This is a genomic window from Streptomyces sp. NPDC058685 (assembly GCF_042714725.1).
Lineage (GTDB): Bacteria > Actinomycetota > Actinomycetes > Streptomycetales > Streptomycetaceae > Streptomyces.
Genome location: NZ_JBHXSL010000005.1, coordinates 231,742 through 256,324 on the forward strand (window position 1 = coordinate 231,742; position 24,583 = coordinate 256,324).

The 24,583-nt window shown below is 68.5% G+C and carries 22 protein-coding genes; 15 read left to right on the plus strand and 7 right to left on the minus strand.

Annotation, left to right across the window (positions count from 1 at the left end; all coding sequences use genetic code 11):
- Positions 1-43 precede the first annotated feature (43 nt).
- The 10 genes from ACFWU3_RS06970 (at position 44) to ACFWU3_RS07015 (ending at position 10,016) form a co-directional block, all read left to right on the plus strand.
- Positions 44-397, plus strand: coding sequence for an STAS domain-containing protein (locus ACFWU3_RS06970; RefSeq protein WP_384432299.1), 354 nt, complete (start codon positions 44-46; stop codon positions 395-397).
- Positions 398-471: 74 nt separating this feature from the next.
- Positions 472-960, plus strand: a complete 489-nt coding sequence (locus tag ACFWU3_RS06975) for an ATP-binding protein (protein WP_384432302.1) — start codon at positions 472-474, stop codon at positions 958-960.
- A gap of 401 nt (positions 961-1,361) precedes the next feature.
- A complete protein-coding gene (locus ACFWU3_RS06980) occupies positions 1,362-1,928 on the plus strand; it encodes a DUF2243 domain-containing protein (protein ID WP_384432305.1) in 567 nt (188 codons plus the stop codon).
- Positions 1,925-2,743: a cytochrome c oxidase assembly protein gene (locus tag ACFWU3_RS06985; RefSeq protein WP_384432307.1), complete on the plus strand. Its 819-nt coding sequence runs from the start codon at positions 1,925-1,927 to the stop codon at positions 2,741-2,743. Before ACFWU3_RS06980 ends, ACFWU3_RS06985 begins: the two co-directional genes overlap by 4 nt.
- Before the next feature lie 551 nt (positions 2,744-3,294).
- Positions 3,295-4,041: an IPT/TIG domain-containing protein gene (locus ACFWU3_RS06990; RefSeq protein ID WP_384432310.1), complete on the plus strand. Its 747-nt coding sequence runs from the start codon at positions 3,295-3,297 to the stop codon at positions 4,039-4,041.
- A 173-nt stretch (positions 4,042-4,214) separates the two neighbouring features.
- Positions 4,215-5,231, plus strand: coding sequence for an IPT/TIG domain-containing protein (locus tag ACFWU3_RS06995; RefSeq protein WP_384432313.1), 1,017 nt, complete (start codon positions 4,215-4,217; stop codon positions 5,229-5,231).
- 209 nt (positions 5,232-5,440) lie between these two features.
- The gene (locus ACFWU3_RS07000) at positions 5,441-5,923 is read left to right on the plus strand and encodes an Ig-like domain-containing protein (RefSeq protein WP_384432316.1); all 483 of its coding nucleotides are present in this window, start codon (positions 5,441-5,443) and stop codon (positions 5,921-5,923) included.
- A gap of 1,363 nt (positions 5,924-7,286) precedes the next feature.
- A complete protein-coding gene (locus tag ACFWU3_RS07005; RefSeq protein ID WP_384432319.1) occupies positions 7,287-7,721 on the plus strand; it encodes a hypothetical protein in 435 nt (144 codons plus the stop codon).
- 173 nt (positions 7,722-7,894) lie between these two features.
- Positions 7,895-9,010, plus strand: coding sequence for a PP2C family protein-serine/threonine phosphatase (locus tag ACFWU3_RS07010; protein WP_384432322.1), 1,116 nt, complete (start codon positions 7,895-7,897; stop codon positions 9,008-9,010).
- A 184-nt stretch (positions 9,011-9,194) separates the two neighbouring features.
- Positions 9,195-10,016, plus strand: coding sequence for a hypothetical protein (locus tag ACFWU3_RS07015; protein ID WP_384432325.1), 822 nt, complete (start codon positions 9,195-9,197; stop codon positions 10,014-10,016).
- Between the two features lie 31 nt (positions 10,017-10,047).
- On the opposite strand, the gene ACFWU3_RS07020 is transcribed toward ACFWU3_RS07015, so the two are convergent.
- The 4 genes from ACFWU3_RS07020 to ACFWU3_RS07035 all read right to left on the minus strand — a co-directional run bounded on the left by ACFWU3_RS07020 (position 10,048) and on the right by ACFWU3_RS07035 (position 15,620).
- On the minus strand, positions 10,048-12,366 hold the full coding sequence (locus ACFWU3_RS07020) for a glycoside hydrolase family 3 N-terminal domain-containing protein (protein WP_384432433.1): 2,319 nt from the start codon (positions 12,364-12,366) through the stop codon (positions 10,048-10,050).
- A 131-nt stretch (positions 12,367-12,497) separates the two neighbouring features.
- A complete protein-coding gene (locus ACFWU3_RS07025) occupies positions 12,498-13,316 on the minus strand; it encodes a carbohydrate ABC transporter permease (RefSeq protein WP_384432328.1) in 819 nt (272 codons plus the stop codon).
- Complete coding sequence (locus ACFWU3_RS07030; RefSeq protein ID WP_384432331.1) at positions 13,316-14,284, minus strand: carbohydrate ABC transporter permease; 969 nt, start codon at positions 14,282-14,284, stop codon at positions 13,316-13,318. The genes ACFWU3_RS07025 and ACFWU3_RS07030 overlap by 1 nt, the downstream gene beginning before the upstream one ends.
- 28 nt (positions 14,285-14,312) lie before the next feature.
- On the minus strand, positions 14,313-15,620 hold the full coding sequence (locus tag ACFWU3_RS07035) for an ABC transporter substrate-binding protein (RefSeq protein WP_384432334.1): 1,308 nt from the start codon (positions 15,618-15,620) through the stop codon (positions 14,313-14,315).
- A 139-nt stretch (positions 15,621-15,759) separates the two neighbouring features.
- Between ACFWU3_RS07035 and ACFWU3_RS07040 the strand changes: the two genes are divergently transcribed.
- Positions 15,760-16,791: a LacI family DNA-binding transcriptional regulator gene (locus ACFWU3_RS07040; protein WP_384432337.1), complete on the plus strand. Its 1,032-nt coding sequence runs from the start codon at positions 15,760-15,762 to the stop codon at positions 16,789-16,791.
- A 117-nt stretch (positions 16,792-16,908) separates the two neighbouring features.
- Here ACFWU3_RS07040 and ACFWU3_RS07045 read toward each other — a convergent pair whose 3' ends face one another.
- Together ACFWU3_RS07045 and ACFWU3_RS07050 are read right to left on the minus strand one after the other, a co-directional pair.
- On the minus strand, positions 16,909-17,622 hold the full coding sequence (locus tag ACFWU3_RS07045; protein WP_384432340.1) for an SDR family NAD(P)-dependent oxidoreductase: 714 nt from the start codon (positions 17,620-17,622) through the stop codon (positions 16,909-16,911).
- Between the two features lie 144 nt (positions 17,623-17,766).
- Positions 17,767-18,411 (minus strand): dihydrofolate reductase family protein, encoded by a 645-nt coding sequence (locus ACFWU3_RS07050; protein WP_384432344.1) that lies wholly within the window; start codon positions 18,409-18,411, stop codon positions 17,767-17,769.
- Between the two features lie 68 nt (positions 18,412-18,479).
- Here ACFWU3_RS07050 and ACFWU3_RS07055 point away from each other — a divergent pair, with 68 nt between their 5' ends.
- Positions 18,480-18,659, plus strand: a complete 180-nt coding sequence (locus tag ACFWU3_RS07055; protein WP_384432347.1) for a hypothetical protein — start codon at positions 18,480-18,482, stop codon at positions 18,657-18,659.
- 255 nt (positions 18,660-18,914) lie between these two features.
- Here the strand turns inward: ACFWU3_RS07055 and aceE are convergent, their stop codons facing one another.
- Positions 18,915-21,605: a pyruvate dehydrogenase (acetyl-transferring), homodimeric type gene (aceE, locus tag ACFWU3_RS07060; protein ID WP_384432350.1), complete on the minus strand. Its 2,691-nt coding sequence runs from the start codon at positions 21,603-21,605 to the stop codon at positions 18,915-18,917.
- 459 nt (positions 21,606-22,064) lie between these two features.
- On the opposite strand from aceE, the gene ACFWU3_RS07065 reads away from it, so the two are divergent.
- The 3 genes from ACFWU3_RS07065 (at position 22,065) to ACFWU3_RS07075 (ending at position 24,533) form a co-directional block, all read left to right on the plus strand.
- Positions 22,065-23,051, plus strand: coding sequence for an aldo/keto reductase (locus ACFWU3_RS07065; RefSeq protein WP_384432353.1), 987 nt, complete (start codon positions 22,065-22,067; stop codon positions 23,049-23,051).
- Positions 23,052-23,158: 107 nt separating this feature from the next.
- Entirely contained in the window at positions 23,159-23,671 is a 513-nt protein-coding gene (locus ACFWU3_RS07070; protein ID WP_384432356.1) for a molybdenum cofactor biosysynthesis protein, read from the plus strand.
- A gap of 181 nt (positions 23,672-23,852) precedes the next feature.
- On the plus strand, positions 23,853-24,533 hold the full coding sequence (locus ACFWU3_RS07075) for an adenosylcobinamide amidohydrolase (protein ID WP_384432359.1): 681 nt from the start codon (positions 23,853-23,855) through the stop codon (positions 24,531-24,533).
- Positions 24,534-24,583: the final 50 nt, after the last annotated feature.

Here is a 24,583-nt window from a genome sequence, read left to right on the forward strand (position 1 = left end):
GCGGGTCACCTCGGCACGCGGTGATGTTGTAAAAATATGCCCCATGTCGAGTGATGAACTGGTGGTGGCTGTAGAGCGCTCGGCCGACGGTGTGGTGCTGATCAGCGTCCGGGGCAGCCTGGACGGATGGTCGGACGGCGATCGGCTGGTCGACGCTTTGACCCAAGCCGCCGAGGACCCAGGCAGGCGGACCGTGGTGGACCTGTCCGGTCTGACGTTCGCCGATTCCACAGCACTGCACGCCCTGCTGCACGGCCGGCGCAGTCACGCGGCGACCGGCGTACCGCTGGTGTTGGCGGGCCCGATGAACGTGAAGGTACTCCGCCTGTTCGAGGTCACCGGAACGCAGGAAGCCTTCCAATTCGCGAGCACCGTCGAACAAGCGCGCACGTGCTGATCGTCCCCGCCGAGCCGCACTCCGAACACACGCGCGGGTGTGTGCCCCGGCCGACCGGGCACGAGGACAACGCGATGAATGTGGAATTCGAGGCACCTGACCAGACTCCTCGTCCGGAAGACGCACCGGACGAGGCCGAGACGGCTGCCGTGCGAAAGCGCGGGAAAGCGGCGCACGCCGTGACACCGGTGCCGCACAATGCCGCCGCAGCGCGTGACATGGTCACCAGACTGCTGAACTCACGCTTTTGCGGACTGCACGGGGAAAGTCTGGCGGACGTGGTGGTGGCAGACGCACTCCTGGTGACCTCGGAGTTGGTGACAAACGCATTCCGCCACGGCGGCGGTCTCACCGAATTCACCGCGGAAATCACCGACGAAGGACTCCGCGTCGTCGTCGGTGACACCAGCACCCGCACACCGCTCGTCCACGACGACGACGCCACGGAACCTCCACGGATCGGCGGCTACGGCTGGCCACTGGTACGGCGCCTCGCCGACAAGGTCACGATCACCCTCCATGCCCGAGGCAAGCACATCACCGCACTGGTTCGTCTGGCCTGAACCGGAGCCAGCCCCCTGGCAGTCGATCGGTGCGCCATCAGTCCGATGGTGAGACGGCGTTCTCGTACCGGAATACGCCGAGTGTCTTCGCGTCCCCTTGAGTGGGGAAGCCTGCGGATTCACCAGGCGTGTGCAACGGGGACGCTTTTGAGACGCGCGAAGCATGGGCAAATGGTGCTCTTGCGGAGTCGGAGCAGTTCTAGTGCGATTGCGGGGGCACTTCGCCCCACCCCTCACAGAGGAGGGCCATGGCACGACGTCCGATCCGTGGAACAGCGTGGTGCTCCGCGGGACCGGCGCACGGGCAATCGGCGCGAGCCGGACGTGAGCTGCGCACGACGGGGGTGACGGGTACCGCATTGGTCCTGAACGCCGAGCGCAGACCGACGTAGGGAGTCGTGATGGCCGTCACCAGCGGCAGTAGACGTGCAAGTGCTCCGCGCGGGAGGCTCCAGCTGCCGGGAGTCACCCTTGGAGTGGGGCTCGGCGGGTTCGTCGACGGCATTGTGCTGCACCAGCTTCTGCAGTGGCACCACATGCTCACGAGCACGAATCACGACCGGATCGGCGTGAAGTACTACCCCGCCACCACCGTCGACGGCCTGAAGATGAACACGCTGTGGGACGGCATCTTCCACGCCGTCTGCTGGGTCGCCGTCCTTGCGGGACTGGGCCTGCTGTACTCACGTGTGACCCACCACAGGCGTCAGGTCTGGACCTCGCCCGCCCTGTGGGGCTGGATCCTGGTCGGCTGGGGCTTGTTCAACATCGTCGAGGGACTCGTCGACCATCAGATCCTCGGCATCCATCATGTCTACGCCGGAGCACAGCAGGCATGGTGGGACGGGGGCTTCCTCCTCCTGGGCGCGTTGTTCGTCGCAGGGGGTTGGGCCGTCCAGCGCCGCGGCCGGCCGTTCGACCCCGAGGGTGAAGACCAGTCATCACAGCCCGGCCCAGCCGCTGCATGAGCGGCCACTCCGCGGAGCAACACCACGGCGTCCCGGGCCCGTTGCTGGACGTGATGCTGCCGGTGACCGCGCTCTTGGCGCTGGGCTCGCTGTATGTGCTCCTGGCGGCACTCGCCCGGCACCGCAACCCGGCAGCCGGATGGAGCCGCCGGCGCACCGGCTGGTTCCTGACCGGCCTTGGTCTCCTCGCGCTGGCTCAGTTGCCGCCGGTGGCACCCTTCGCCCACGAGGATTTCCGCGGCCACATGGTCCAGCACCTGCTGGTCGGGATGTACGCTCCCCTCGCCCTCGTCCTCGGGGCTCCGGTCACGCTCCTGCTGCGCACGCTGCCGACGGACCGGGCCCGGAAGCTGTCCGGAATCCTGCGGAGCCGCCCGCTGCGGGTGATCACTCACCCCGCCCTGGCCCTGGTGCTGAGCGTGGGCTCACTCGGTGCCCTGTACTTCACACCTCTGTACGAGGCGATCGACGGGCAGTTGCTCTGGCACCAGGTCCTCCACGCCCATTTCCTGCTCTCAGGTTGTCTGTTCGCCTGGGTCATCGCCGGTCCCGACCCGGCCCCTGCCCGGCCGGGCGTGCCCACCCGGCTGGTCGTCCTGGGCATCGCGATCGCTGCCCACGCCATCCTGGCGCAGATGATGTATGCCGGTCTCTACCTCGGCGTCCGTGCCCCTGCCGAGCAGATCCAAGGCGGCGCGGAGATCATGTACTACGGCGGAGACATCGGCGAACTCCTACTGGCAGCCGCGCTCGTGACCACCTGGCGCCCGACACCCCGCCCCAAGCGAAAGAGCCGCTACGCCGCCGTCCGGTGAAGAAGCCCCTTTCGGGCCACCCGCTGGTGGCAGAGGGCTGCCGGATCGGCTTCGCGTGGCTATCGCCACCAGTCGCCTCGCCCGCGAGGGAACGGTGCGGGTAGTCCTCCAACTCCCGTGCAGCCCAGAGCCGACTGTCACTCTCGTGGTCCCAGACAAAGATGTCTGGACGTTCGGGCGTGAGCACGAAGGCGAACTGGTCACCCCCGCCGTTGTCGCCGAAGAGGGCCCTGCGTACGCCGGTGGTACGCAGGCGCCCGCCTTGGCGCACTCAACCATCAATGTGCCTTGATTGACGCCTTGTCAGAGCCGCTTTCTCGTGGCGTACTTGAAACAGCGAACCGGTGGGCCGCCCATCCCATAGCCGGGGAAATTGGTAAAGGGGCGGTGCCCGCCGGTTCTTTCCTTTGTGCACCTACGAGGGAACTCCGAAGCCCGGTCGGTACGGTTCAGCCGTTCTACCCCCGTGAGGGTCTTCCGCGAAGGTCGGCCCGGCGTGGTCCCCGGTTCCGCTGCGTCCTCTGTCCCGTCCTGTCAGCGAGGAGTTCTCCATGCCTATCTCTCCGAACCAGGGATCCACCGGCGGTGGCACGCTGGTGACCATCACCGGCACGAACCTGTCCGGCACCACCGCCGTCAAGTTCGGCTCCAAGCCGGCCACCAGCTTCACCAACGTCTCTCCGACCCAGGTCACGGCCGTGTCGCCCTCGGGCACCGGCAGCGTGGGCGTGACCGTGACCACCGGGGGTGGCACGAGCAACCCGATACCGTTCTTCTACGTGGGAGCCCCGTTCAAGTCCTCGCTCGATCCGACCTCCGGACCCCTGGCGGGCGCCAACACGGTCACGATCAACGGTGTTGGGCTGGCAACGGCCACGAGTGTGTCCTTCGGCGCCAACACCGCCACGCCCACGGTCGTCTCCGACACCCAGCTCACCGTCGCCGTGCCTGCGGGCGCAGCGCCGGGCCCCGTCGGAGTGAGCGTGACCACGGCAGGCGGGACGAACAACGGTCTGTCCTACACCTACGTGGACGTCCCCACGGTGGCCTCCGTGACCCCGACCTCAGGCCCGACGTCCGGCGGTACCGGTGTGACGATCACCGGCACCAACCTCGGCACCACCGAGTCGGTCACCTTCGACGGCAACCCTGCTCCGTTCTCCGTGGTGAGCTCCACCACGGTCTCGGCGGTGACCCCGCCCGGCACCGCCGGCGCGGTTGACGTGGAGGTGACCAACCCGGCCGGATCCGACACCGCCGTCGGCGCGTTCACCTACGTCGCGGCTCCGGGTATCTGACCCTCAACCACGCTGCCGCCCGGTCCTCACCGGGCGGCAGCCTGCCTTGACTACCGCTCCCCGAGCGGTAGTTCTCGCCATGTCCGCCGACGCCGCAGGCACGGCGGTTCCCCTTGCCCGGACCGGCACCCACGTCACCCCGGGCCTCGCCCAGGCTGCCATAGGAGCACCTCATGCCGCCCACGATCAGTACCATCAATCCCTCGCAAGGGCCCACCACCGGCGGAACCACCGTCACCCTCACCGGCACCGGGATGACCGGATCCACCGCCGTACGGTTCGGCAGCACCAACGCCACTTCCTTCACCGTGGTGTCGGCGACGCAGATAACAGCCGTGAGCCCGCCCCGCGCCGCAGGGGCGGCGGCGGTGATCGTCGTCCATCCAACCGGCAACAGCAACTCGGTGACTTTCACCTATGTCGTGGCGCAGGTACCGGTGGTCACGGGTGTTGCGCCCAGCAACGGTCCGACATCAGGCGGCACCAGTGTCATCCTCACGGGAACCGGGTTCACCGGAGCAACAGCGGTCACCTTCGCAGGGGTGCCGGCCATGTCATTCATCGTGAACTCGGCCACCCAGATCACCGCAGTAACACCCGCCGGAAATGCCGGGGCCGCCGTGGTGACCGTCACGACGCCGGGGGGCGTCAGCGCCCCGGATGCCTTCTTCTTCTACGCCGCGCCGCCCGTCCTCAACAGTGCCGGCCCCGTCCTTGGCCCGACGGCGGGAGGCGTGGTGGTCACACTGACCGGGAGCAGCCTGCTCAACGCCAGTGCCGTGCGGTTCGGCAGCACCAACGCCGCATCCTTCACGGTGGTGTCGGCGACGCAGATCACGGCCACTGCGCCGCCGGGGACGGGCAGTTCACCGATCACGGTGATCACCCCGGGCGGCACGAGCAACCCCGTCGCCTTCACCTATGTCGCCACGCCCACTCTGACGGCACTGGTGCCCAGTAGCGGTCCGACGTCCGCGGGCACCGTGGTCACGCTCACCGGCACAAACCTGGCCACCGCCTCGGCCGTTACCTTCGGGGGTACGGCCGTCTCGTTCACCGTCGTGTCGGACACACAGATCACGGCCGTGGCAGCCGCGGGCCCCGCAGGTCCGGTCACGGTGACTGTCACCACGGCGGGCGGCACCAGCCCGGGGCTGACCTACACCCGGGTTGCCGCGCCCGGCATCTGACCGACGAACGTCGGGGAAGGGAGCACACGCCTCGTACAGCACCTTGTGCCGCTCGGCCATTTGGCTGCCCGACGACCGGTGCAGGCTGATGATCCAACCAGGCTACTTTTGGGCGCCGCCTCCCTGGAAGGCAACTGAGATCGCCATAGCGTGAAGCTGCACGGTGCCCGCAATCGGCGGGCCCGGCGCTGGAACAAGGAGCCGAACCGGTGAGGATCACACCGCGCAGAGGGAGACTGGTCGTCGCCACAGCTATGGCAGCCGTGCTGGGGTTGGCCTCGCCCGCCTGGGCCGTACCGTCGACCACAACGGTAGTGGCGGCTCCGCCGTCCGCCGTGGTGGGCGCTGCGGTGCAACTGACAGCCACGGTCGACTGTCCTGCCACCGTCACTGGCGGGCTGGGCGTGACGTTCTTCGACGGCGACGTCCTGCTCGACACCGTGCTCGTGAATGCCAACGGCCAGGCCAGCCACACCGCCACGTTCACCACCGCCGGCTCGCACGAAATCACCGCCGCGTACAACGGCACCGCGGAGTGCGACGCCTCCAACGACACCACGATCGTCCAGGTCACCTCTGCCCCGACGCCCCCCGGTCCGCCCCCGGGCTTCTGTCTCCTCGCCTGCGGCGGACTGATCAACTTCTCCGTCGGTGACATCAACAACACCGTCACCATCTCCGGGGACAAGTAGAGAACGGAGAACCAGCGGTACCCGCGTCAGAGAGATAACCCGCAAGCTTGTTGGCAGTTGCCGGGTTCCGCTCATAGGGGAAGACCTCCGGTGTGGTGCAGCCCTAGGCGCCCACGGCACCGGAGGTCTTCGTGTCCCACCGCAAGGCTGACTGATCATCCGTGGCTGACCCTCCGTCCGGTCGTCGAGCGCGCGACGACCAAGGCGTTCGTCATCTTGGACGGCACCCAGCCCAACCGCCCAGCCGGTGCCTGGAAGATGGCACCGGCTGGGGGATCCACTCCCTCTCAGGAAGTGCCCATCGCGACATCAAGCTGGACGCTGGGCTGCCCCGCGCGCAAGACAGACAGCGGCCGTACCGGAGGCCGCGCTCCCCCGGAGAGGGATGGGCTGCCCACCGGTTGGATACTTACAGTGACGCAGGTCGTGGAATATGCCGCAAGGGGATGTGATCTTTCCTCACCCGATCGGCGGGGCGCGCGAGGGGGCGCATGTCTGGACGAGCCCGTGGGAAATGGCCGGAACACTCGCATGTTCCCTGATCGGCGGCGGTAAGGCTGCCTCTCAGCCGCTCGCCTCGCGGCTGTCGGACCAGTGCGAAGGCGGTGCAACGATCAGGCTGGCTGCTGCTCACCATGCGTATTTCCGGCCACAGTTGACCGGCATGCCGTCTCCGTGGAGAACGACGCGGCCTCTGAGATCCTGGACCAGCGCGAGCTGCCGGCCCGGCGGATCGAGGACCGCTGGAGGTTCACCTTCTTTCGAAGGTCCTGACGTACCTGCCGGGAGTCGATGCCAGGACCGGAGAGCCCGCCCGAGGGGACACAAGCCGCCCGATCGGGCCTTCTTCACTCTCCGGTCCGCGGGGCGACGGCACGGACCGGCTGCAGGGCGCAGAAGGGTCCGAGGCGGGCATCTCGAAATTCACCTGGTCGGCGCGTTTGAATGGCCGCCGCGACTGGCGCGGGCTTCCCTTTATCTGGACCGCAACAGCGTTCGAGTGGGAGGTGGCCGATGTACAACATGTACGCCGACCGCGTAGAAGCGGAGACCGGCACCGGCATGCTGTGGCATGGAGCCGACGGCGATCGCACTGCCTTGTGCGCCCGGAGTTTCAACGCGGTGCAGACACCGGACGGTGGGTGCGACCGCGAGGACCACTGCTGCAGTCGTATGAACGCCGTCGCCGGGGCAGTTCGCCTTTCTCCCGTTCTGGTGGGGAATCCACGTACGCCGGGTGTGGGGGGCGACCCTCATGGTTGCTGACACCTCCCCCCAGGTGAACCGGCATCGACCGCGGCTGGTCACCCGATGGCGCGATTCGGCAACTCAGCACCTGACCCCCACGAAGAAGTCACTGATCGTGACGTGGATCGCGTTCGGCGTCACCTGGGGCACCGTGCGCACCATCACCCATGGCATCCGCGGCGGATGGCTTCCCTGGGGGAACATCTCCGCCGGCGGCCGGCACCTGCACCACTACAACATCGGCATCGGCACCCTGGCCGGCGTCGGCATCATCGCCGTACGCGGCGATGAACGCGCCGTCGGCCACCCCGCCGTCGCCGCCGCCTACGGCGCGGGAACCGCACTCATCGCCGACGAATTCGCCCTGCTCCTCGACCTGCAAGACGTCTACTGGACCCAGCAAGGACGCCTCAGTGTGGACGTCTCCCTCGGCATCCTGTCCGCACTCGGCGCATACCTGACGGCCATACCGTTCTGGCACGAGTGTGCTCGAGTGACTCGCCACCACATCGCCTCCGCGACCAGGCGAAACCTGATGGTCCCCGGCTGACCCCCAGGCGCTCCTGCGGCGCGGGGCGACGAAGCCGGCCCTCCGAGATCGCGGGCGCGGCGGTGCGTGGCGCGGTTCACGATTCGCCCAGAACCACATCACGGACGTCGAAGCACAACCGCTCGAACCTCGGCCCAGATGACGGCAGGCTTCGCCCGGATATGATGCGTTTTGTGATCACGCCCGGGCGGCTGCGGCGTCGTCGTCCCCACGGCGGCCGGTGGGACGCTGCCCTGCTGTCACCGGTGATCCTCACCATCGTCGTCGTCGGCCTGGCGTTCTCCACGCCGCGGGAGATCGCCTTCAGCCGCCTCCTGCCCGCCGCGCCCGCCCTCGCAGCCGCGATGTGGCCCGTGCTCCCCACGCTCCTGCTGGGGGCGTTCTGCCTGCTGGTCATGATCAGCCTCAGCTTCGTCTACACCGACCTGGGGACGCCCTACACGGCGGCCGCGATCGTCGCGGTCACCTTGGCGGCCGCGTACGCGAGCCATGTCCGCCTCCAGCGGGAGGAGACCCTCTTCCACGTCCGACTCGTCGCCGACGCGGCCCAGAGGGTGCTGCTCCGTCCGCTGCCACGCCTTGTCGCGCACATGGAAATCGAGTCGCTGTATCTGGCAGCCCAGGAGCAGGCCCGCATCGGCGGCGACTTCTACGAGGTGGCCGATACGCCGCACGGGGTCCGGATGCTGATCGGCGACGTACGGGGCAAGGGCCTGCCCGCGGTCGGAGCGGCCGCGGCGGTGGTCAGCAGCTTCAGGGAGGCCGCGTACGACGAGCCGGACCTGACGGGCCTCATCCATCGCCTGGAGACCAGCATCACCCGCCACAGCGCCACGTTCCCCGCCCAGGACCTGCCGGAGCGCTTCGCCACCGCTCTTCTCGTCGAGATCCCCCACGGCAGCGGCCACATCAGACTCCTCAACTGCGGGCACCCCCCGCCACTGCTCGTGCACAGCGGGGAGATCCGCGTCCTGGACCCCACCGCCCCCTCACCGCCCCTCAACCTCGCGACGCTCATCGGAGACCGCTACTGCGTCGACACCGTCGCCTTCACCCCGGGCGACCAGCTCCTGCTCTACACCGACGGCGTCACGGAGACCCGGGACAGGACCGGCGAGTTCTTCCCCCTGCCGGAGTGGATGCGGCGACAGGGCCCGGTGCCGCCTCGCGAGCTGCTCGACCGACTTCACCGGGCCCTGCTCCACTACAGCGGCGGAAGGCTCAACGACGACATCGCGGCCCTCGCCGTGCGGTGCCCGGACCCCGGAGCCCAGGAACACCCCGCGTAGGTGGCCCACCCCCGGGCCAGTGGGGCACGCGTGGATCCGGGCATCGCCGCGTGGCGTGGCGTACGGGGCAGGCGTAGCGTCGATGGGGGGCGAGATGGGGCACGTGGGTCTCCTGCGTGCACCGAACGACTTGCCGGGAGGTTGCGGCATGGTACGGGGTATCCGCAACACAGTTGGACTGATCTTGGCACTCGTCGGCGCCGCCGCGGCGCTCTGGGCGCCCTTTCGCAGTTGGTACAACGGCCGTCTCGGACATGACTTCCGGGTATGGGAACTCTTCACCGGAGCCGGCGTGACGAACTCGGGCGCGGGGCTGTTCGCGTCCATGTTCCTGCCCCTCCTCGTCGGCGCGATCGTCACCGTCCTCGGCGTGATCTTTCGATCGCGACTGCTGGTCCTCGTCGCCGGAATCATCACTCTCGGGTTCGCCATCCTGTGGATGGTCCGACAGGGGCAGGCACAGGGCAGTCTGACGGTCACGGGAGACAGCAACGGGCTCGGCAGCGGAGTGGCACTCGCCCTCCTCGGCGGCCTCCTCATGCTGATCGGTTCGGCCGTCATGGGTGGACGCGAGTCCCGGGCCGTGCGCAACGCCCGCCACGAGCAGCAGGAGCGGGACGCGGTCCACGCCGAGGACCGGGATCACCTCGGCGCTGGGACCGACCGCCCGTACGGCATGGCCGCCCGAGACCAGGACACAGCGGACACGACAGCAGCGGACACGACAGCTCGAAGCAGCGCCGAGGACACGCGGCCCGCGGCAGGCACCGGTTCTGCCCGACGAACCGCATCGGGAGGCGGCACGCCGCAAGGATTCGCACGGCGGCCGCAGCCGGCATCGCCACCGCGCGGCCGGCCGGTCCCGGCGAGGGAGACGGACAGCCCTGACCGGGGACGCGGCGATTCCGACCGTACGCAATACGAGCAGAACGACGAGGGCGGCGACTCCCACGCGCCGGACGAAGACCGCTCGGGCCACGGCAGGCACCGCCGTGACCGGCCCTGAGCGGGTCCCGTCCGGTGACTCGCGTCCCGCTTCAGGCAGTCGGCTCCGTGCTGAACTCGGCGTGCAGGCGGCGAAGATGGTCCACTTCCCGTACGGGGCCGGTGAGCGTGACCCGTGAGGTGAGCCGTGGCTCCGTACTCGACGCCCCGAACCTCAGCTCCAGCTCCCCCGGTTCCACGATGCGGAGCCCGTCCCTGCCGGTGAAGGCGGCCAGGTCCGCGGGGACCGTCACATGGACGCGTACGCCCTGGCCCGGGGCGAGTTCCAGCCGGATGTAGCCGATGAGGCGCTGAACGGGCTGGACCACCGAGGCGACCGGGTCGTGCAGATAGAGCTGCACCAGCTCGGTGCCCTCGCGCGTACCCGTGTTGCGGACGGTGAACGCCAGCCCGAACTCGCCGTCCGTGGCCGCCTCGTCGCGCTCCACGGTCAGGTCCGTCCACGCGAAGGTGGTGTACGTCAGGCCGTGCCCGAAGCCGAAGGCCGGTGTCGGGTCGATGTTGGAAACCTCGCTGGAGTGACCGAGGCGTGCCGCCAGATAGGTGGAGGGCTGGGCCCCCGGGTGACGCGGGACGCTGACCGGGAGCCGGCCGGCCGGAGCGGTCCGCCCGCCGAGTACGGAGGCGATCGCTCGTGTGCCCTCCTCGCCGGGGAAGAAGGACTGAACGACGGCGGCCGATTCGGTCGCCGCACGGCCCAGCGCGTAGGGCCGGCCGGCCACCAGCGTCACCACGACCGGGGCCCCGGCGTCGAGAAGCGTGTCGAGCAGTTGCTGCTGGACGCCGGGCAGGGCCAGCGACTCGGCGTCGCAGCCCTCACCACTGGTACCGCGGCCGAAGAGTCCGGCACGGTCGCCGAGGGCCGCGATGACGATGTCGGCGCCCCGGGCGAGTTCGGCGGCCGCCGCGAACCCGGTGGTGTCGGTGCCGTCCACGCTCGCGCCCGGAGCGACGACGATCTCGCTGTCGGGAAACTCCGCCGCCAACGCTTCGCGCAGCGTGGGCAGTTCGATTCCGACCGGGACCTCGGGGTACTGGACGCCGACGTGGACCGGAAAGGCATAGCAGCCCAGCACCGCTGTCGGCGCCTCAGCGTGGGGGCCGATGAGCGCGATCCTGGCCGGCGGTGCGCTCCGATCCGGTCTGTGGGCGGGGGACAACGGCAGGGTGCCGTCGTTGCGAAGGAGTACGACGGCCTGTTCGGCGACCCGGCGGGCGAGGGCCCGGTTGTCGTCGGAGTCCAGGCGCACCGAGCCGCGTTCCGTCCCGGCGTCCGGGTCGGCACCGTTGTCCGGGTCCGCTCCGGCGAGTGCCGGCGGCACAGCGCTCCAGTCCCGGTCGAGCAGACCGAGTTCGGCCTTCTGCACGAGGACGCGGCGCACGGCGCGGTCCACCAGCGCCTCGGGCACGCGTCCCTCCGCGACCGCTTCCAGCAGGGGTTCGCCGAACGCCTTGACCGTGGGCAGCTCCACGTCGACACCCGCGGCGAGCGCGGCACCGGCCGCCTCGCCGAAGGTCCCGGCGACTCCGTGCAGGGTCTTGAGGAACGCGATGCCGAAGTAGTCGGCCACGACGGTCCCGGTGAAGCCCCAGGTGTCCCGCAGCAGCCCGGTCAGCAGCCGTTCGTCGGCGGCGGAGGGGATGCCGTCGGTGTCGGTGTAGGCGTGCATGACGGACCCCACGCCGCCCTCCCGCACAGCCATCTCGAACGGCGGGAGGATGACATCGGCGCGCTCGCGTGCTCCCATGCCGACCGGAGCCAGATTGCGCCCGGCCCGGGAAGCGGAGTAGCCGGCGAAGTGCTTGAGCGTGGCGACGATGCCGGCCGACTCCAGGCCCTGTACGTAGGCGGTGGCGACGGTGCCCACGAGATAGGGGTCCTCGCCGATGGTCTCCTCCACCCGGCCCCAGCGTGCGTCGCGCACGACGTCGAGTACCGGGGCGAGACCTTGGTGGATGCCGACGGAGCGCATGTCGCGGCCGATGGCGACGGCCATCTCACGGATCAGCCCGGGGTTGAAGGTGGCGCCCCACGACAGCGGGACGGGGTAGGCGGTGGCGCCCCAGGTGGCGAAGCCCGCGAGGCACTCCTCATGGGCCAGGGCCGGGATGCCGAAGCGGTTCGCGCGGGCGATCCGCCGCTGGGTGCGGGCCAGCGAGAGCGCGCCGACCGCCGGGTCGACCGGTGCCGTGCCGAACGGCCGGGTCAGCTGGCCGAGACCGTACGGCAGCAGCTCGTCGAGGTCGATCGCCTCCTCCATGTCGTGCTGGTGGGGGGCGACTTCGCCGCCCTCGTCGGACGCTCCCACCCAGACCCCGAAGAGCTGGGCGACCTTCTCCTGGAGGGTCATCTCGGCGATCAGGGCGTCGGCGCGGCTACCGGCGTCGAGGGAAGGATCGCTCCAGAGGGGGGCGGTCGAGTCGGTCTCCACGGCCGCGTTGTCCTCTACAGCCACGTTGTCCTCTACAGCCACGTTGTCGGTCACTTTCCTCCGACCCCCATCAGCCCTTGGACCAGAGCACGACGGGCGAACAGGTAGACGAGCAGGATGGGAAGCATGGACAGGACCACGGCGGCGAGCAGGCCGGGGATGTCGACCCCGTGTTCCGTCTGGAAGTCGTACAGCCCCATGGTGATCACCTTGGTCTCGGCCGACTGGGTGAGCACCAGAGGGAACAGGAAGCCGTTCCACGCCTGGAGGGCGGAGAAGACCACGATCGTCGACAGACCGCTCCTGGAGAGGGGGACGACGAGTTGGAAGAAGGTCCGCCAGGGCGATGCGCCGTCCACGGTCATCGCCTCGTACAGCTCCGGGGTGATGTCACGCATCACCCCGGTGAGGATCAGCGCACACACCGGCATCGCGAAGGCCGCGGTCGGCAGGATGACGCCGATGAGGTTGTCATAGAGACCGGCCTTGCTGATGACGTAGAACATCGGGACGATCACGGCCTGCGAGGGGATCGCGAGGCCGAGGAGGAAGAGCCGGAAGACGACCCCGGTGGTCCGGCCCCGGCTGCGGACGATCGCGTACGCCAGTGGCGGTACGAGCAGCAGGACGATGCCGACGACCGCCACGGTGACGATCACCGTGTTGAGGAAGTACTGCGCGAAGCCGTCGTTGAGATCGTTGATGTAGTTGTCGAGCGTGAAGTTGTCGGGGAAGGCGAGCGGGCCGTTCGCCGCGTAGTCCGCCCGGCTCTGGAAGGTCGCGATCAGCATGACGTACAGCGGCAGACCGACCAGGAAGAGCCATAGGAGCGAGCCGAACCCCGCCAGGTAGTTGGGACGGCTCTTCATCACACGCCCTCCTGGGTGCTGCGCATCTTGTCGTAGCCCGACAGCCGGACCATGATCAGCGAAATGACCGTGGCGACGACCACGAGGAGCAGCGCGATGGCGGCGCCCGTGCCGAAGTCGAAGCTCTTGAAAGCCTTTTGGTACATGTAGTAGGCGCTGATCGTGGTGTCGGTGCCGGGGCCGCCCTGGGTGAGGATGAGCACGGTGTCGAAGGTCGTGAGACCACCGACGACCATGAGGATCACCGAGGTGATGATGCTGTTGCGCAGCTGCGGCAGCGTGATGTGGATGAACTGCCGCACCCGGCCGGCCCCGTCGATCTGGGCGGCCTGATAGAGCACTTGAGGGACGGCGCGGGCGGCGCCCTGGTAGATGAGCGTGTGCAGAGGCGTGAACTGCCACGTGGCGACGAAGACCAGAACGCCGACCGCGGTCGCCTGCTTGCCGAGCAGATTGCCGTCCCCGAAGAGCCACTCGGCCTGCGAGGGCACGCCGAAGTTGGGGTCGAGCACGGCGCGCCACAGCACGGAGACGGCCGTGATGGAGAGCAGCAGCGGGACGAAGTAAATGGCGGTCAGGACCGCCCGGTTCCGCTGCCGGCCCGCGGCCCAGACACCCAGCAGGATGCTGACCGGGGTCTGGACGACGACGCCGAGGAGGGTGAGCAGGACGCTCAGCCAGAGACTCTCCAGCATGACGGGGTCGTCGAGGAGCTTCGACCAGTTGTCGAGACCGACGAACTCCGGTTCGCCGAGGCCGTTCCAGCTCGCGAAGGACAGCACGACGAGCATGCCGAGCGGGACGATGGCGAAGAGCCCGAAGAACACGGCGGCAGGGGCAGCCCAGGCGAAGCCCGGGCGGCCCACGCCGGTGCCGGCTCGTCCGGAGGGCCGGCCGGTCCGTTCGGAGGTCCGGCCGGTCCGTTCGGACTGCTCGCTGTCCACGGCGGATGCGGTTGCGAAGGTCATGTCACCTGATCCGGATCAGTGGTGGGGGTCAGGCGGCCGGCAGGGACTGCATCTGCTTGATGAAGGCTTCCGCGTCGATCTGGCCGTTGAAGAACTGCTGGACAGCAGCGTGGATCGTGGTCGTCGCCGCGGGCGGGTACGCCTGGTCCCAGGAGAGCTGGAACGCCGGGGCCTTCGCCACCAGGTCGTACTGGAACGTCGAGTACTCCGGGCTCGCCGAGGTGTCCAGGAAATCGGGGGTGTTCGTCGTCGTGGGCAGATTGCCGATGGACAGCTGCGCCTTCACGAACTCGTCCGAGTACATGAGCTTGAGGAAGTCGGCGACCGCCTCGGGGTGCTTGGTCTTCTTCAGCACCGAGTAGTAGTTGTTGGTGTTGCCCGCGAGATTGCCCGGGTCGCCCTTGCCGCCGGATATGGTCGGGAAGGTTCCGTAGCCGAGGTCGCTCTTGGCGAAGTCCGGGTGGGCGTCCTGGAGGGTCGAGTACTCCCAGGATCCCATCAGTTCGAAGGCGGCCTTGCCCGTGGCGAGCAGGGCCGGGGAACCGCCGTCGGTGAACTTCACCGAGTCGAAGTTCGTGCCGAAGGCGCCCGCGTCGACCAGCTCCTTGATCATGGAAAGGGCCTTCTTGCTCTCGGCGCTCTCCCAGGCGCTCTTGTCGCCCGTCATGGCCTTCTGGAACAGCTCGGGCCCGGCTACGCGGTCGTACACGTACTGGTACCACATCTGCGTCGGCCACTTGTCGCCGCCGCCGAGCGCGATGGGGGTGACGCCCTTGCCCTTCAGGGTCTTGACTGCCGCGAGCAGGTCGTCCCAGGTCTTCGGCGTGGTGACACCGGCGTCGGCGAGGACCTTCTTGTTGTGGAACATCATGACGGGCTGGGTGCCGCGCATGGGCACGCCGTACGGCTTGCCGTCGACGACCGCGGTGTTGAACACCGAGGGCAGGAACTTGTCCTTGAGGTTCTGGTCCTTGGCGATGAAGTCGTCGAGCGGCATCAGCAGGCCGGCATCGACGAACGGCTTGATGGAGCCGCCACCCCAGTTGAAGAAGACGTCCGGAGCCTGCTTGCCACTGATGATCGTCTGCAGCTTGGCCTGGTAGTCGGCGCCCGGGATGGTGTCCAGGACGGCCTTCACGTCGGAGGTCTTGTTGAAGGTGTCGACCAGCTGCTTCTCGACCTTGTTGGCCGCATCACCGTAGACCAGGACGTGAATCTCGTTGGCCCCGCCCGCGGAGCCGTCGGAGTCCCCGCCGCAAGCGGACAGTGCGAGCGTCATGGCCAGCGCCACCCCGCCGATGACGGCGGCCCGGGAGAACCGTACGCGTTGCTTCATCGCCTCGCCTCTCGAAACTATTTCGGTACGACTACCGAAAGTTCACGAGTGGGGACGCTAGGCTTGCCCACCTGGGGGGTCAACCCTGGAACAGTGCGTTACCAAAGCGTTACGCTGTTACGGCGGTTCCCTGTGCCTTATGCTCCCTGCCATGCGCGATGACGAGGAGATGGGCCGCATCACCCTGGCTCAGGTGGCCCAGAAGGCCGGCGTCTCCATTTCGACAGTTTCGAAAGTCCTCAACGGCCGACAGGACGTGGCTCCTCCCACGCGGACCAGGGTGGAACGCATCCTGGAGACCCACGCCTACCGACGCACGACGAGGTCGTCCCAGGAGGCACCGCTCATCGAGATCGTCTTCCACGAGCTCGACAGCATCTGGGCGCTCGAGTTGATCCGCGGCGTGGAGAACATCGCGAAGGCCAACCAAGCCAGCGTGGTGCTGACCGAGAGCGGCACCCGCCACTCACCGGATCCCGACTGGATCGAAGGGGTCCTCCAGCGCAGGCCCATCGGCGTCGTCCTGGTCTTCTCCGCCCTCCCTCAGGCGGTGAAGCAGCAACTCAGAGCCCGTTCCATTCCTTTCGTCATCATCGATCCGGCCGGCGATCCCGACCCCGACGTACCGTCCGTGGGATCCGCCAACTGGGCCGGCGGACTCGCCGCCACACGGCATCTCATCGAGCTCGGACACCGGCGAATCGGGATCATCACGGGACCCGACGACATGCTCTGCTCCCTGGCCCGCCTCGACGGCTACCGCTCGGCCATGAGCATGGCCGGACTGGCAACCCCACCCGAACTCATCCGGTTCGGCGACTTCCACGTGGAAGGCGGGTACGACCGGGCCATGGAGATGCTGAGCCTGCCGGAGCGGCCGACCGCCGTCTTCGCCGGCAGCGACCTGCAGGCCCTCGGCGTCCTGGAGGCGGCACGCGTCAACGGGCTGCGCGTTCCGCACGACCTCTCGGTGGTCGGCTACGACGACGTCCAGGTCGCCCGCTGGTCCAGCCCGGCACTGACCACGGTCCACCAGCCCTTGCGCCAGATGGCCGAGGAAGCGGCACAGATGCTGCTGCGGTTGCGCACGGAGGAACCGTCGTCGACGAGGCTGGAACTGGCGACGAGCCTGGTGGTCCGAAAGAGCACGGCGCCGCCGCAGCCGGACTGACCCGAGGGCCGGACCGAGAGCCATCAGCAAGCAGGACGGCCGGCTCGCCGGGCACGGCGGTGGTCATGGGAGCCACTCCCCCGCAGCCCGAGGCATCCGGACGGCTCCCACGCGTCATCAGTGCCCCGCGCTCTGTCCGCCGTCCACATGCGAGATCTCTCCGGTGACGAACGGGGCCTGCTCCAGGTAGAGGACGGCCCGCACGACATCGTCCACCTCGCCCATCCGGCGGACCGGGTGAAGCGCGGCCTGCACACCGCCGGGATCGGTCGGGTGCATCGAGGTTCGGATGACACCGAGGGCAACAGCGTTCACCCGGATGTCGCGCGTCGCGTACTCGATCGCCAGCGATTTGGTGACCGCGTTCAGCCCGCCCTTCGTCAAAGACGCGAGCGCTGCCGTCACCCGGGCGTCGGCGTTGTCGACAAGGCTCGTGGAGACATTCACGACGTGGCCGCCACCCTCGCGGGAGATCATCGCGCCGATCGCACTGCGCGAGACCTCGAAGAAGCCGCGCACGTTCACCCCCACCACGGCCGCGTAGTCCTCGTCGGTGTACTCGGTGAACGGCTTGGCGACGAAAACTCCGGCGCAGTTGACCAGCGTGTCCAGGCGGCCGAATCGCTCCATCGTGGCCTCGACGATCCGCGCGCCTGCCCCCGGGGTGGCCACATCGTCGCTTACGGCGAGCACGTTGTGGTCGTCAGACGGCTGAATGGAGCGGGCGGCCGCGGTGACCGCGTAGCCGAGCTGCCGATAAGCCGTGACCAAGGCTGCCCCGATGCCCCGCGAGGCGCCGGTGATGACGGCGACTTTGTGCGTGGAGTCCATGGGGGATTTTCGCCCGACACGGCCCTGTCGGCGATCTGGTGGGAGGCGTGTCGGGGCACGGTGCACCAGCCTGGCCGCACAGCGCCTCGCTCATCCGGCACTGCATGCGCATACGCCGGCGCCTGTTCGGCCTCACCCAGGGCCTCAGTCGGCGCTTCCGGCACCGCGATCAGGTGCGCTCATGTCCCCCGTCGCGGGCGTGCCGTCGGCGAGCCCGTAGCGCAGGTACACGGTGCCCTTCGGGCCGGCCACCGGTGGCGCGAGGAGCCTGACGTTGGACGGCACCGCACCATCGTCGAACACCTTCTTCCCGACACCGAGCACGATCGGATGCAGCCAGAGGTCGAGGCGGTCGAAGAGCTTCTCGCGCAGGAGGGTCTGCACGAGGTTCAGGCTCCCGACGACCTTCACGTGCTCGTGCCGGTCACGGATCTCGCGCACCGAGTCGGCGAGGTCCGGGCCGAGTTGCGTGGACCCGGCCCACGAGAGGTCGGGCCTGCCGCGAGAGGCCACGTACTTCGGGACACGGTTGAAGAGTGTGGCGATCTCGTTGTCCTCGCCGCCCTCCTGGTGAGGCCAGAAGGCGGCGAAGATGTCGTACGTCCGCCGGCCGAGCAGAAGGGCGTCCGTGCCCTCGTACGCGGCACCGATCTGCGCCGCTGAGACCTCGTCCAGCAGGGGCGCCTGCCAGCCGCCGAACGGGAACCCCACCGGGTCCTCGTCAGGTCCGCCGGGCGCCTGCCCGACAAGGTCGAGAGTCGCGAACATCTCGATGTCGATGAGGCCCATGACTTACTCCCGATGAATCGATTGTGTTCCTCAAGAGATGACCGGCGGAAGCCCGCAGACTCATCGGCATGTATCCGGGTGTGCAGCAGTGGCAGGTCGACACGTTCCGGCCGAAAGGCTTGGAGACCCAGGTCTCCGCCTACAACGCCCCCACTCCCAAGTCGCTCAAGAGTGGGAAGAAGCCGCTGATCACGATGGAGGAACTGAAGGCCATCGCCACGGACCCCGTGTGGCTCACGGCTCGGTGACTCACCCCGCCGAAACCTCGGTCGTGCGACGCCGCGCTCGACCAGGTCGTCACTCACGGGCCGGCTCCCCTGCAGGCACGAACGGCGAGGACGGGGAAGCTCTGACGGCGCTTCAGCAAGCAGGGAGACGGCGGCAGCGGGCCGGCCTGGGCGGCGTCGACGGAGACAGCGACGTCGGCTGTCACTGCCGTGCCGCAGGGATTTCGTCCCTCCGAGTCGATTGCGCGGGAGGGTGAGCACCGGCGCGTGGCCGGGTCACCCCTGCAAGCCGTAGCGCCGGCGTGCTTCCGCCACCGTCTCCGGCGGTACCTCACCGCGACGAGCCAGTTGGTCGAGGGCGGCCACCACGATCGACTCGGCGTCCACCTGGAAGTAGCGGCGTACCGCGTCCCGGGTGTCCGACAGGCCGAAGCCGTCCGTGCCCAGCGACGTGTAGTCCTGCTCGACCCACTGGCTGATCTGGTCGGGCACCTGCCGCATCCAGTCGCTGACCGCGAGGACCGGACCCTGGGCATCCGACAGTGCCCTGGCCACGAACGGCGTACGCTCCTCTCCGCGCAGCCGCGCGGCGTCCGCCTCCAGCGCGTCGCGGCGCAGCTCCGTCCAGGACGTCACCGACCAGACGTCGGCGTGCACGCCCCAGTCCGAGGCGAGAAGTTCCTGGGCCTTCAACGCCCAGTGGATAGCGGTGCCCGAGGACAGCAGTTGGACATGCGGGCCCGTCACCGCCGAATCCCCCTGCCGGAACCGGTAGATGCCACGGACGATACCGTCCTCCACCGACGGGTCGGTCGGCATGGGCGGCTGCAGCTTGGGCTCGTTGTACACCGTCAGGTAGTAGAAGACGCTCTCCGGCTGCTCGCCGTACATGCGGCGCAGCCCTTCTCGGACGATCACCGCTATCTCGTAGGCGAAGGCAGGGTCGTAGCTGATCGCCGCCGGATTCGTCGCGGCCAGCAGGTGGGAGTGCCCGTCGGCGTGCTGCAGACCCTCACCGGTCATCGTGGTGCGCCCAGCCGTCGCCCCGACGGCGAATCCGCGGCCCATCTGGTCGGCGAGCGCCCAGAACTGGTCGCCGGTGCGCTGGAACCCGAACATGGCGTAGAAGATGTAGAACGGGATCATCGGCTCGCCGTGTGTGGCGTACGCGGTCGCCGCGGCGGCGAACTCGGCCATGGAGCCGGCCTCGGTGATGCCCTCGTCGATCAGCTGGCCGTCGCGTGCCTCCTTGTAGTACAGCAACTGGTCGGCGTCGACCGGGTCATAGGTCTGCCCGTCGGGTGAGTAGATGCCGGCGGACGGGAACAGCGATTCCATACCGAAGGTGCGGGCCTCGTCGGGAATGATCGGCACCCACCGGGCGCCGGTCTCCTCGCCGCGCATCAGGTCCTTCACCAGGCGCACGAGAGCCATGGTGGTGGCCACCTCCTGGTTGCCGAAGCCCTTCTTAAGGGATTCGAAGGGCCGCTCCGCCGGTTGCGGCAGGGGTTTGGCCACCACCCGGCGCACCGGAGCGGGCCCGCCCAGAGCGGTCCGCCGATCACGCACATAGCGCACCTCCGGCGAGTTCTCGCCGGGATGGAAGTAGGGCACGATGTCGCCGCTGAACGCACCGTCGGGGATGGGAAGTTCCAGTCGGTCTCTCATCTGCCGGAACTGCTCCATCGTCAGCTTCTTCATCTGGTGGTTCGCGTTCCGCGCCTCGAACGCCGGGCCGAGTGTGTATCCCTTCACCGTCTGCGCGAGGATCACCGTCGGCGCGCCCTTGTGCTCCACTGCGGCCCTGTAGGCGGCATGGACCTTGAGCGGTTCGTGCCCGCCGCGCGAGGTGGCGAACATCTCCGTCAACTGCGCGTCGCCGAGTCCTGCGGCCACACCGGACAGCGCGTCCCCTGTGAAGAAGTTCTTACGGATGTAGGCCGCGTCTCTCGTGGCGTAGGTCTGCATCTGCGCATCGGGTACCTCGCCCAGGCGCCGTACCAGGGCACCTGTGGTCTCCTGCTGGAACACCGGGTCCCAGGTCTCGCCCCACAAGGACTTGATCACGTTCCAGCCCGCGCCGCGGAACCGGGCCTCCAACTCCTGGACGATCTTGGAGTTGGAGCGGACCGGTCCGTCCAGCCGCTGGAGGTTGCAGTTGACGACGAAAGTGAGGTTGTCCAGCCGTTCGCGTGCGGCGAGAGCGAGAGCTGCCATCGACTCGGGCTCGTCCATCTCCCCGTCCCCGAGAAAGGCCCACACACGAGACCCGGAGGTGTCCTTGATACCCCGGGCCTGAAGGTAGCGGTTGAATCGCGCCTGGTAGATCGCGCCGAGCGGGCCCAGCCCCATGGATACCGTCGGAAACTCCCACAGCCACGGCAGCCGCCGGGGGTGGGGGTAGGACGGCAGCCCGTGGCCGTCCGCCTCACGCCGGAAGGCGTCCAACTGCTTCTCGCTCAGGCGACCTTCCAGAAACAGGCGGGCGTAGATGCCCGGCGTGGCATGGCCTTGCAGAAACAGCTGGTCGCCGGAACCGTCGCCGTCCTTGCCTCTGAAGAAGTGGTTGAACCCGATCTCGTAGAGCCAGGCCGCCGAGGCATACGTCGAGATGTGGCCGCCCAGGCCCAGACGGGAGCCGCGGGAGACCATCGCTGCGGCGTTCCACCGGTTCACGGCGGTGATCCGGGACTCCATCGCAAGATCGCCGGGAAAGTCCGGCTGCGCCGCCACAGGGATGGTGTTGATGTAGTCCGACGACACCAGGCCCGGCAGAACGATCCCGGATCTGGTCGCGTGCTCGTACACCCGTCGCATCAGGTACGCCGCGCGCTCCGGCCCCGCGCTTTCCACGACGGCATCGAGGGAGGCCTGCCACTCGGCGGTCTCCTCGGAGTCACGGTCGGGAAGCTGGTCGAGCTCGCTGATTGCGGACAGGGCGGTGGGCTGGGTGGCCGGATCACTCATTGCAGCCTTCTCACAGCATGGGCCTGTGCGGCACCGGGGCGGGTCGGTGGCCGCCACTACCGACGACCGATGTGTCATGGCGAGGCAGCGTCGACGACGCCGACTCACCACACGTAGGACAGGGCCCGTGCCGCGGTTGTGACACCGCACGCCAAGCTGGGATCCACGTCACATTCCGCGTGGCCGGACGGGCATGTGTCCTCTCCCCGGAGCGGCCCTCGGAGAGGAGACGCGCCTGCGAACCGGGCACATGACGGATTGCCGGGCGGGGGTGATGGAGGAGACCCGGACTACGCCAGTAATGATTTAGCGTTCAATAAAGCGCTGTGTACAGTGCATGTGCCGGGCCGGCCGGGACTTCCGGCCCCGGGGCCCTTGTCACATGCTCCGTGGCATCAGGCAAACCGAGGGCGAGCTCCAAGCAGCGCTGTGCGACACAGGTCATGTGGGAGACAAGCGATGAAGACAGTTGAACTGGGCAGTCAGGGACTGACCGTGTCCGCTCAGGGATTCGGCGCCATGAGCATGAGCGGGGTGTACGGCGCCAGTCATGACGAGGCGGATTCCGTCGCCACGCTCAATCACGCCGTGGACCTCGGGATCACCCTCTTCGACACGGCGGAGTCCTACGGCCCGTTCGAGAACGAACGACTCCTGCGTCGCGCGCTCGGCCATCGCCGCGACGAAATCGTCCTTGCCACGAAGTTCGGCCTCGACTTCACCGACGACGGTGCACCCGGACCGCTGGACGGCCGGCCCGAACACATCCGCCGCGCCGTCGAACGGTCGCTGCGCCACCTGGGCACCGACGTGATCGACCTCTACTACATGCACCGGCTGGACCCCGACACCCCTGTCGAAGAGACCGTGGGCGGCATGGCAGAACTCGTCGCGGCCGGCAAGGTGCGTTACATCGGCCTGTCGGAAGTGTCCGCCGCGACGATCCGGCGCGCCCACGCGGTGCACCCGCTGACGGCCGTGCAGTCGGAGATGTCGCTCTTCAGCCGCGACCTGCTGGACAACGGGACCAAGGCCGTCCTGGACGAACTCGGCATCGGGACCGTCGCGTACTCGCCCATCGGCCGCGGATTCCTGTCCGGCTCCATCCGCAGCGTGGACGACCTGGCTCCCGACGACTCGCGCCGAGGACTCCCCCGCTTCTCGCCGGAGAACATCGCGGCCAACCTCGCGCTGGTCGACCACGTACGTGCCATCGCCGAGCGACGTGGTGCCACGCCGGCCCAGGTGGCGTTGGCCTGGGTGAGCGCACAGGGTGCCGTGGCGATCCCGGGAACGAAGCGCCGCAGCTTCCTCGAGGAGAACGCCGCCGCGCAGGACATCGAACTGACCGCCGAGGAACTGTCCTCCCTGGACGAGGCCGTCCGGCCGGACACCGTCAGCGGCGCACGGTACACCCCGCAGCAGCTCGCCTCGACCGACCGCTGACCTCCCGGATCAGGACAGACCGGCGGATCGAGCGGCGACCACGCCCGGGGCGCTCAGTTCCGCGTCCGCTCCTGCCAGCGTCTGTCGACCCGCCGTAGAGTGAACGTATGTCCATGGTGGAAGTGATTCAGCTCCTGCTGTCACCAGTCCATCGCTATATGGGGCGACCTGCCGACGGCCCGGCTGCGGCGATTGAAGACGAGCTGGTCGAGACAGTCGAAGTACGACGGAATCTGGGGATCGTCGGCGACCGGTACTTCGGTCATCCGGCGCACCGCCGCGCCGCCATTACCCTCATGGCGGTGGAGAACCTTCCCACACATATCAATGCGGCAGTCGACCTTCGGCAGACCCGTCGGAACGTGCTCCTACGAGGAGTGGAAATCGATGCGTACGTGGGTTCGACGATCTCCTTGGACAGCGGCAGCGGCCCGGTCCTGCTGGCGGTGAACAGCGCGGCGCGGCCGTGTGCCTGGATGAACGCCACGATCGGAGCAGGCGCGCAGCGGGCTTTGATGGGTAAGGGCGGTGTGCGCTGTGCACCGCTTTCCGACGGCGTGCTCACCCTGGGACCCGCTGCCTTCACGGTCACGGTCACGGACGCGCAGGGGACGCGCTAGCCGATCTCTTGCGGAATGAGGTCGGTGTCCTCAGGCAGAGGATCCGCAGGCGAGCGGGAGCGGCGGGAATGGACGGCCGGGACGCCGACGAGCGGCCCCCTTGGGATCCACCGGGTGAGAAGGAGAGTGCGGAGGAAACGTACGATCAGCGGGATCCCCATCCGCGAGGAGTTCCGCCCCGGTGACCGCCGTCGTTCCGTCCGCCCGCACCGTCGTCGGGCTGCTGCCCATCCAGTGGCTGACCCGATCCGAGGACGGCCGGGAACTGCACGCCGTGCTGTGGCGAGCGGGCGAGGGCTGGCGCATGATCAGCAGCGCGGTCCTCGGCGGCGGAATCGGGGAGCGGCACTGGGTCCTCAACGCCCAGGTCGCGCACGGCTATCGGCGCACGGATCCGGACCGTCACCTCGCGGACCTTGCTTCTGCCGCGGGAATGCAGGGCGCGGGCGTCGGACTGATGACCGCCGCGGACGTCTCCCGTCCCGGCCTCGCACGGGACGGGGGCGTGGAGGCCGTTGCCACCTCCGGCATCTCGGTACGGGGCTGGGCCGCCGCGCCGGACGAAGGCGCCAGAACCCCGGTGGGGCCGGGGACCATCAACATCGTCGCCGCCGTTCCCGTGGCACTGTCCGACGCGGCACTGGTCAACGCCGTAGCCACGGCCACCGAAGCGAAGGTCCAGGCCCTCCTCGATCTGGGACACGACTGCTCCGGCACCCCGACCGATGCCGTGTGCATCGCCGCCCGAATCCCGAAGCCCGGAGACGAGATCCACGCATTCGCCGGGCCACGCTCCCTCTGGGGAGCCCGCCTGGCCCGCTCCGTCCACGCGGCCGTGCGAAAAGCCACTCCCCGAGCCTGAGCCGGCGTCTGGGTCCGGTGACCGCCCCGACCAGACCAACACGATCAAGG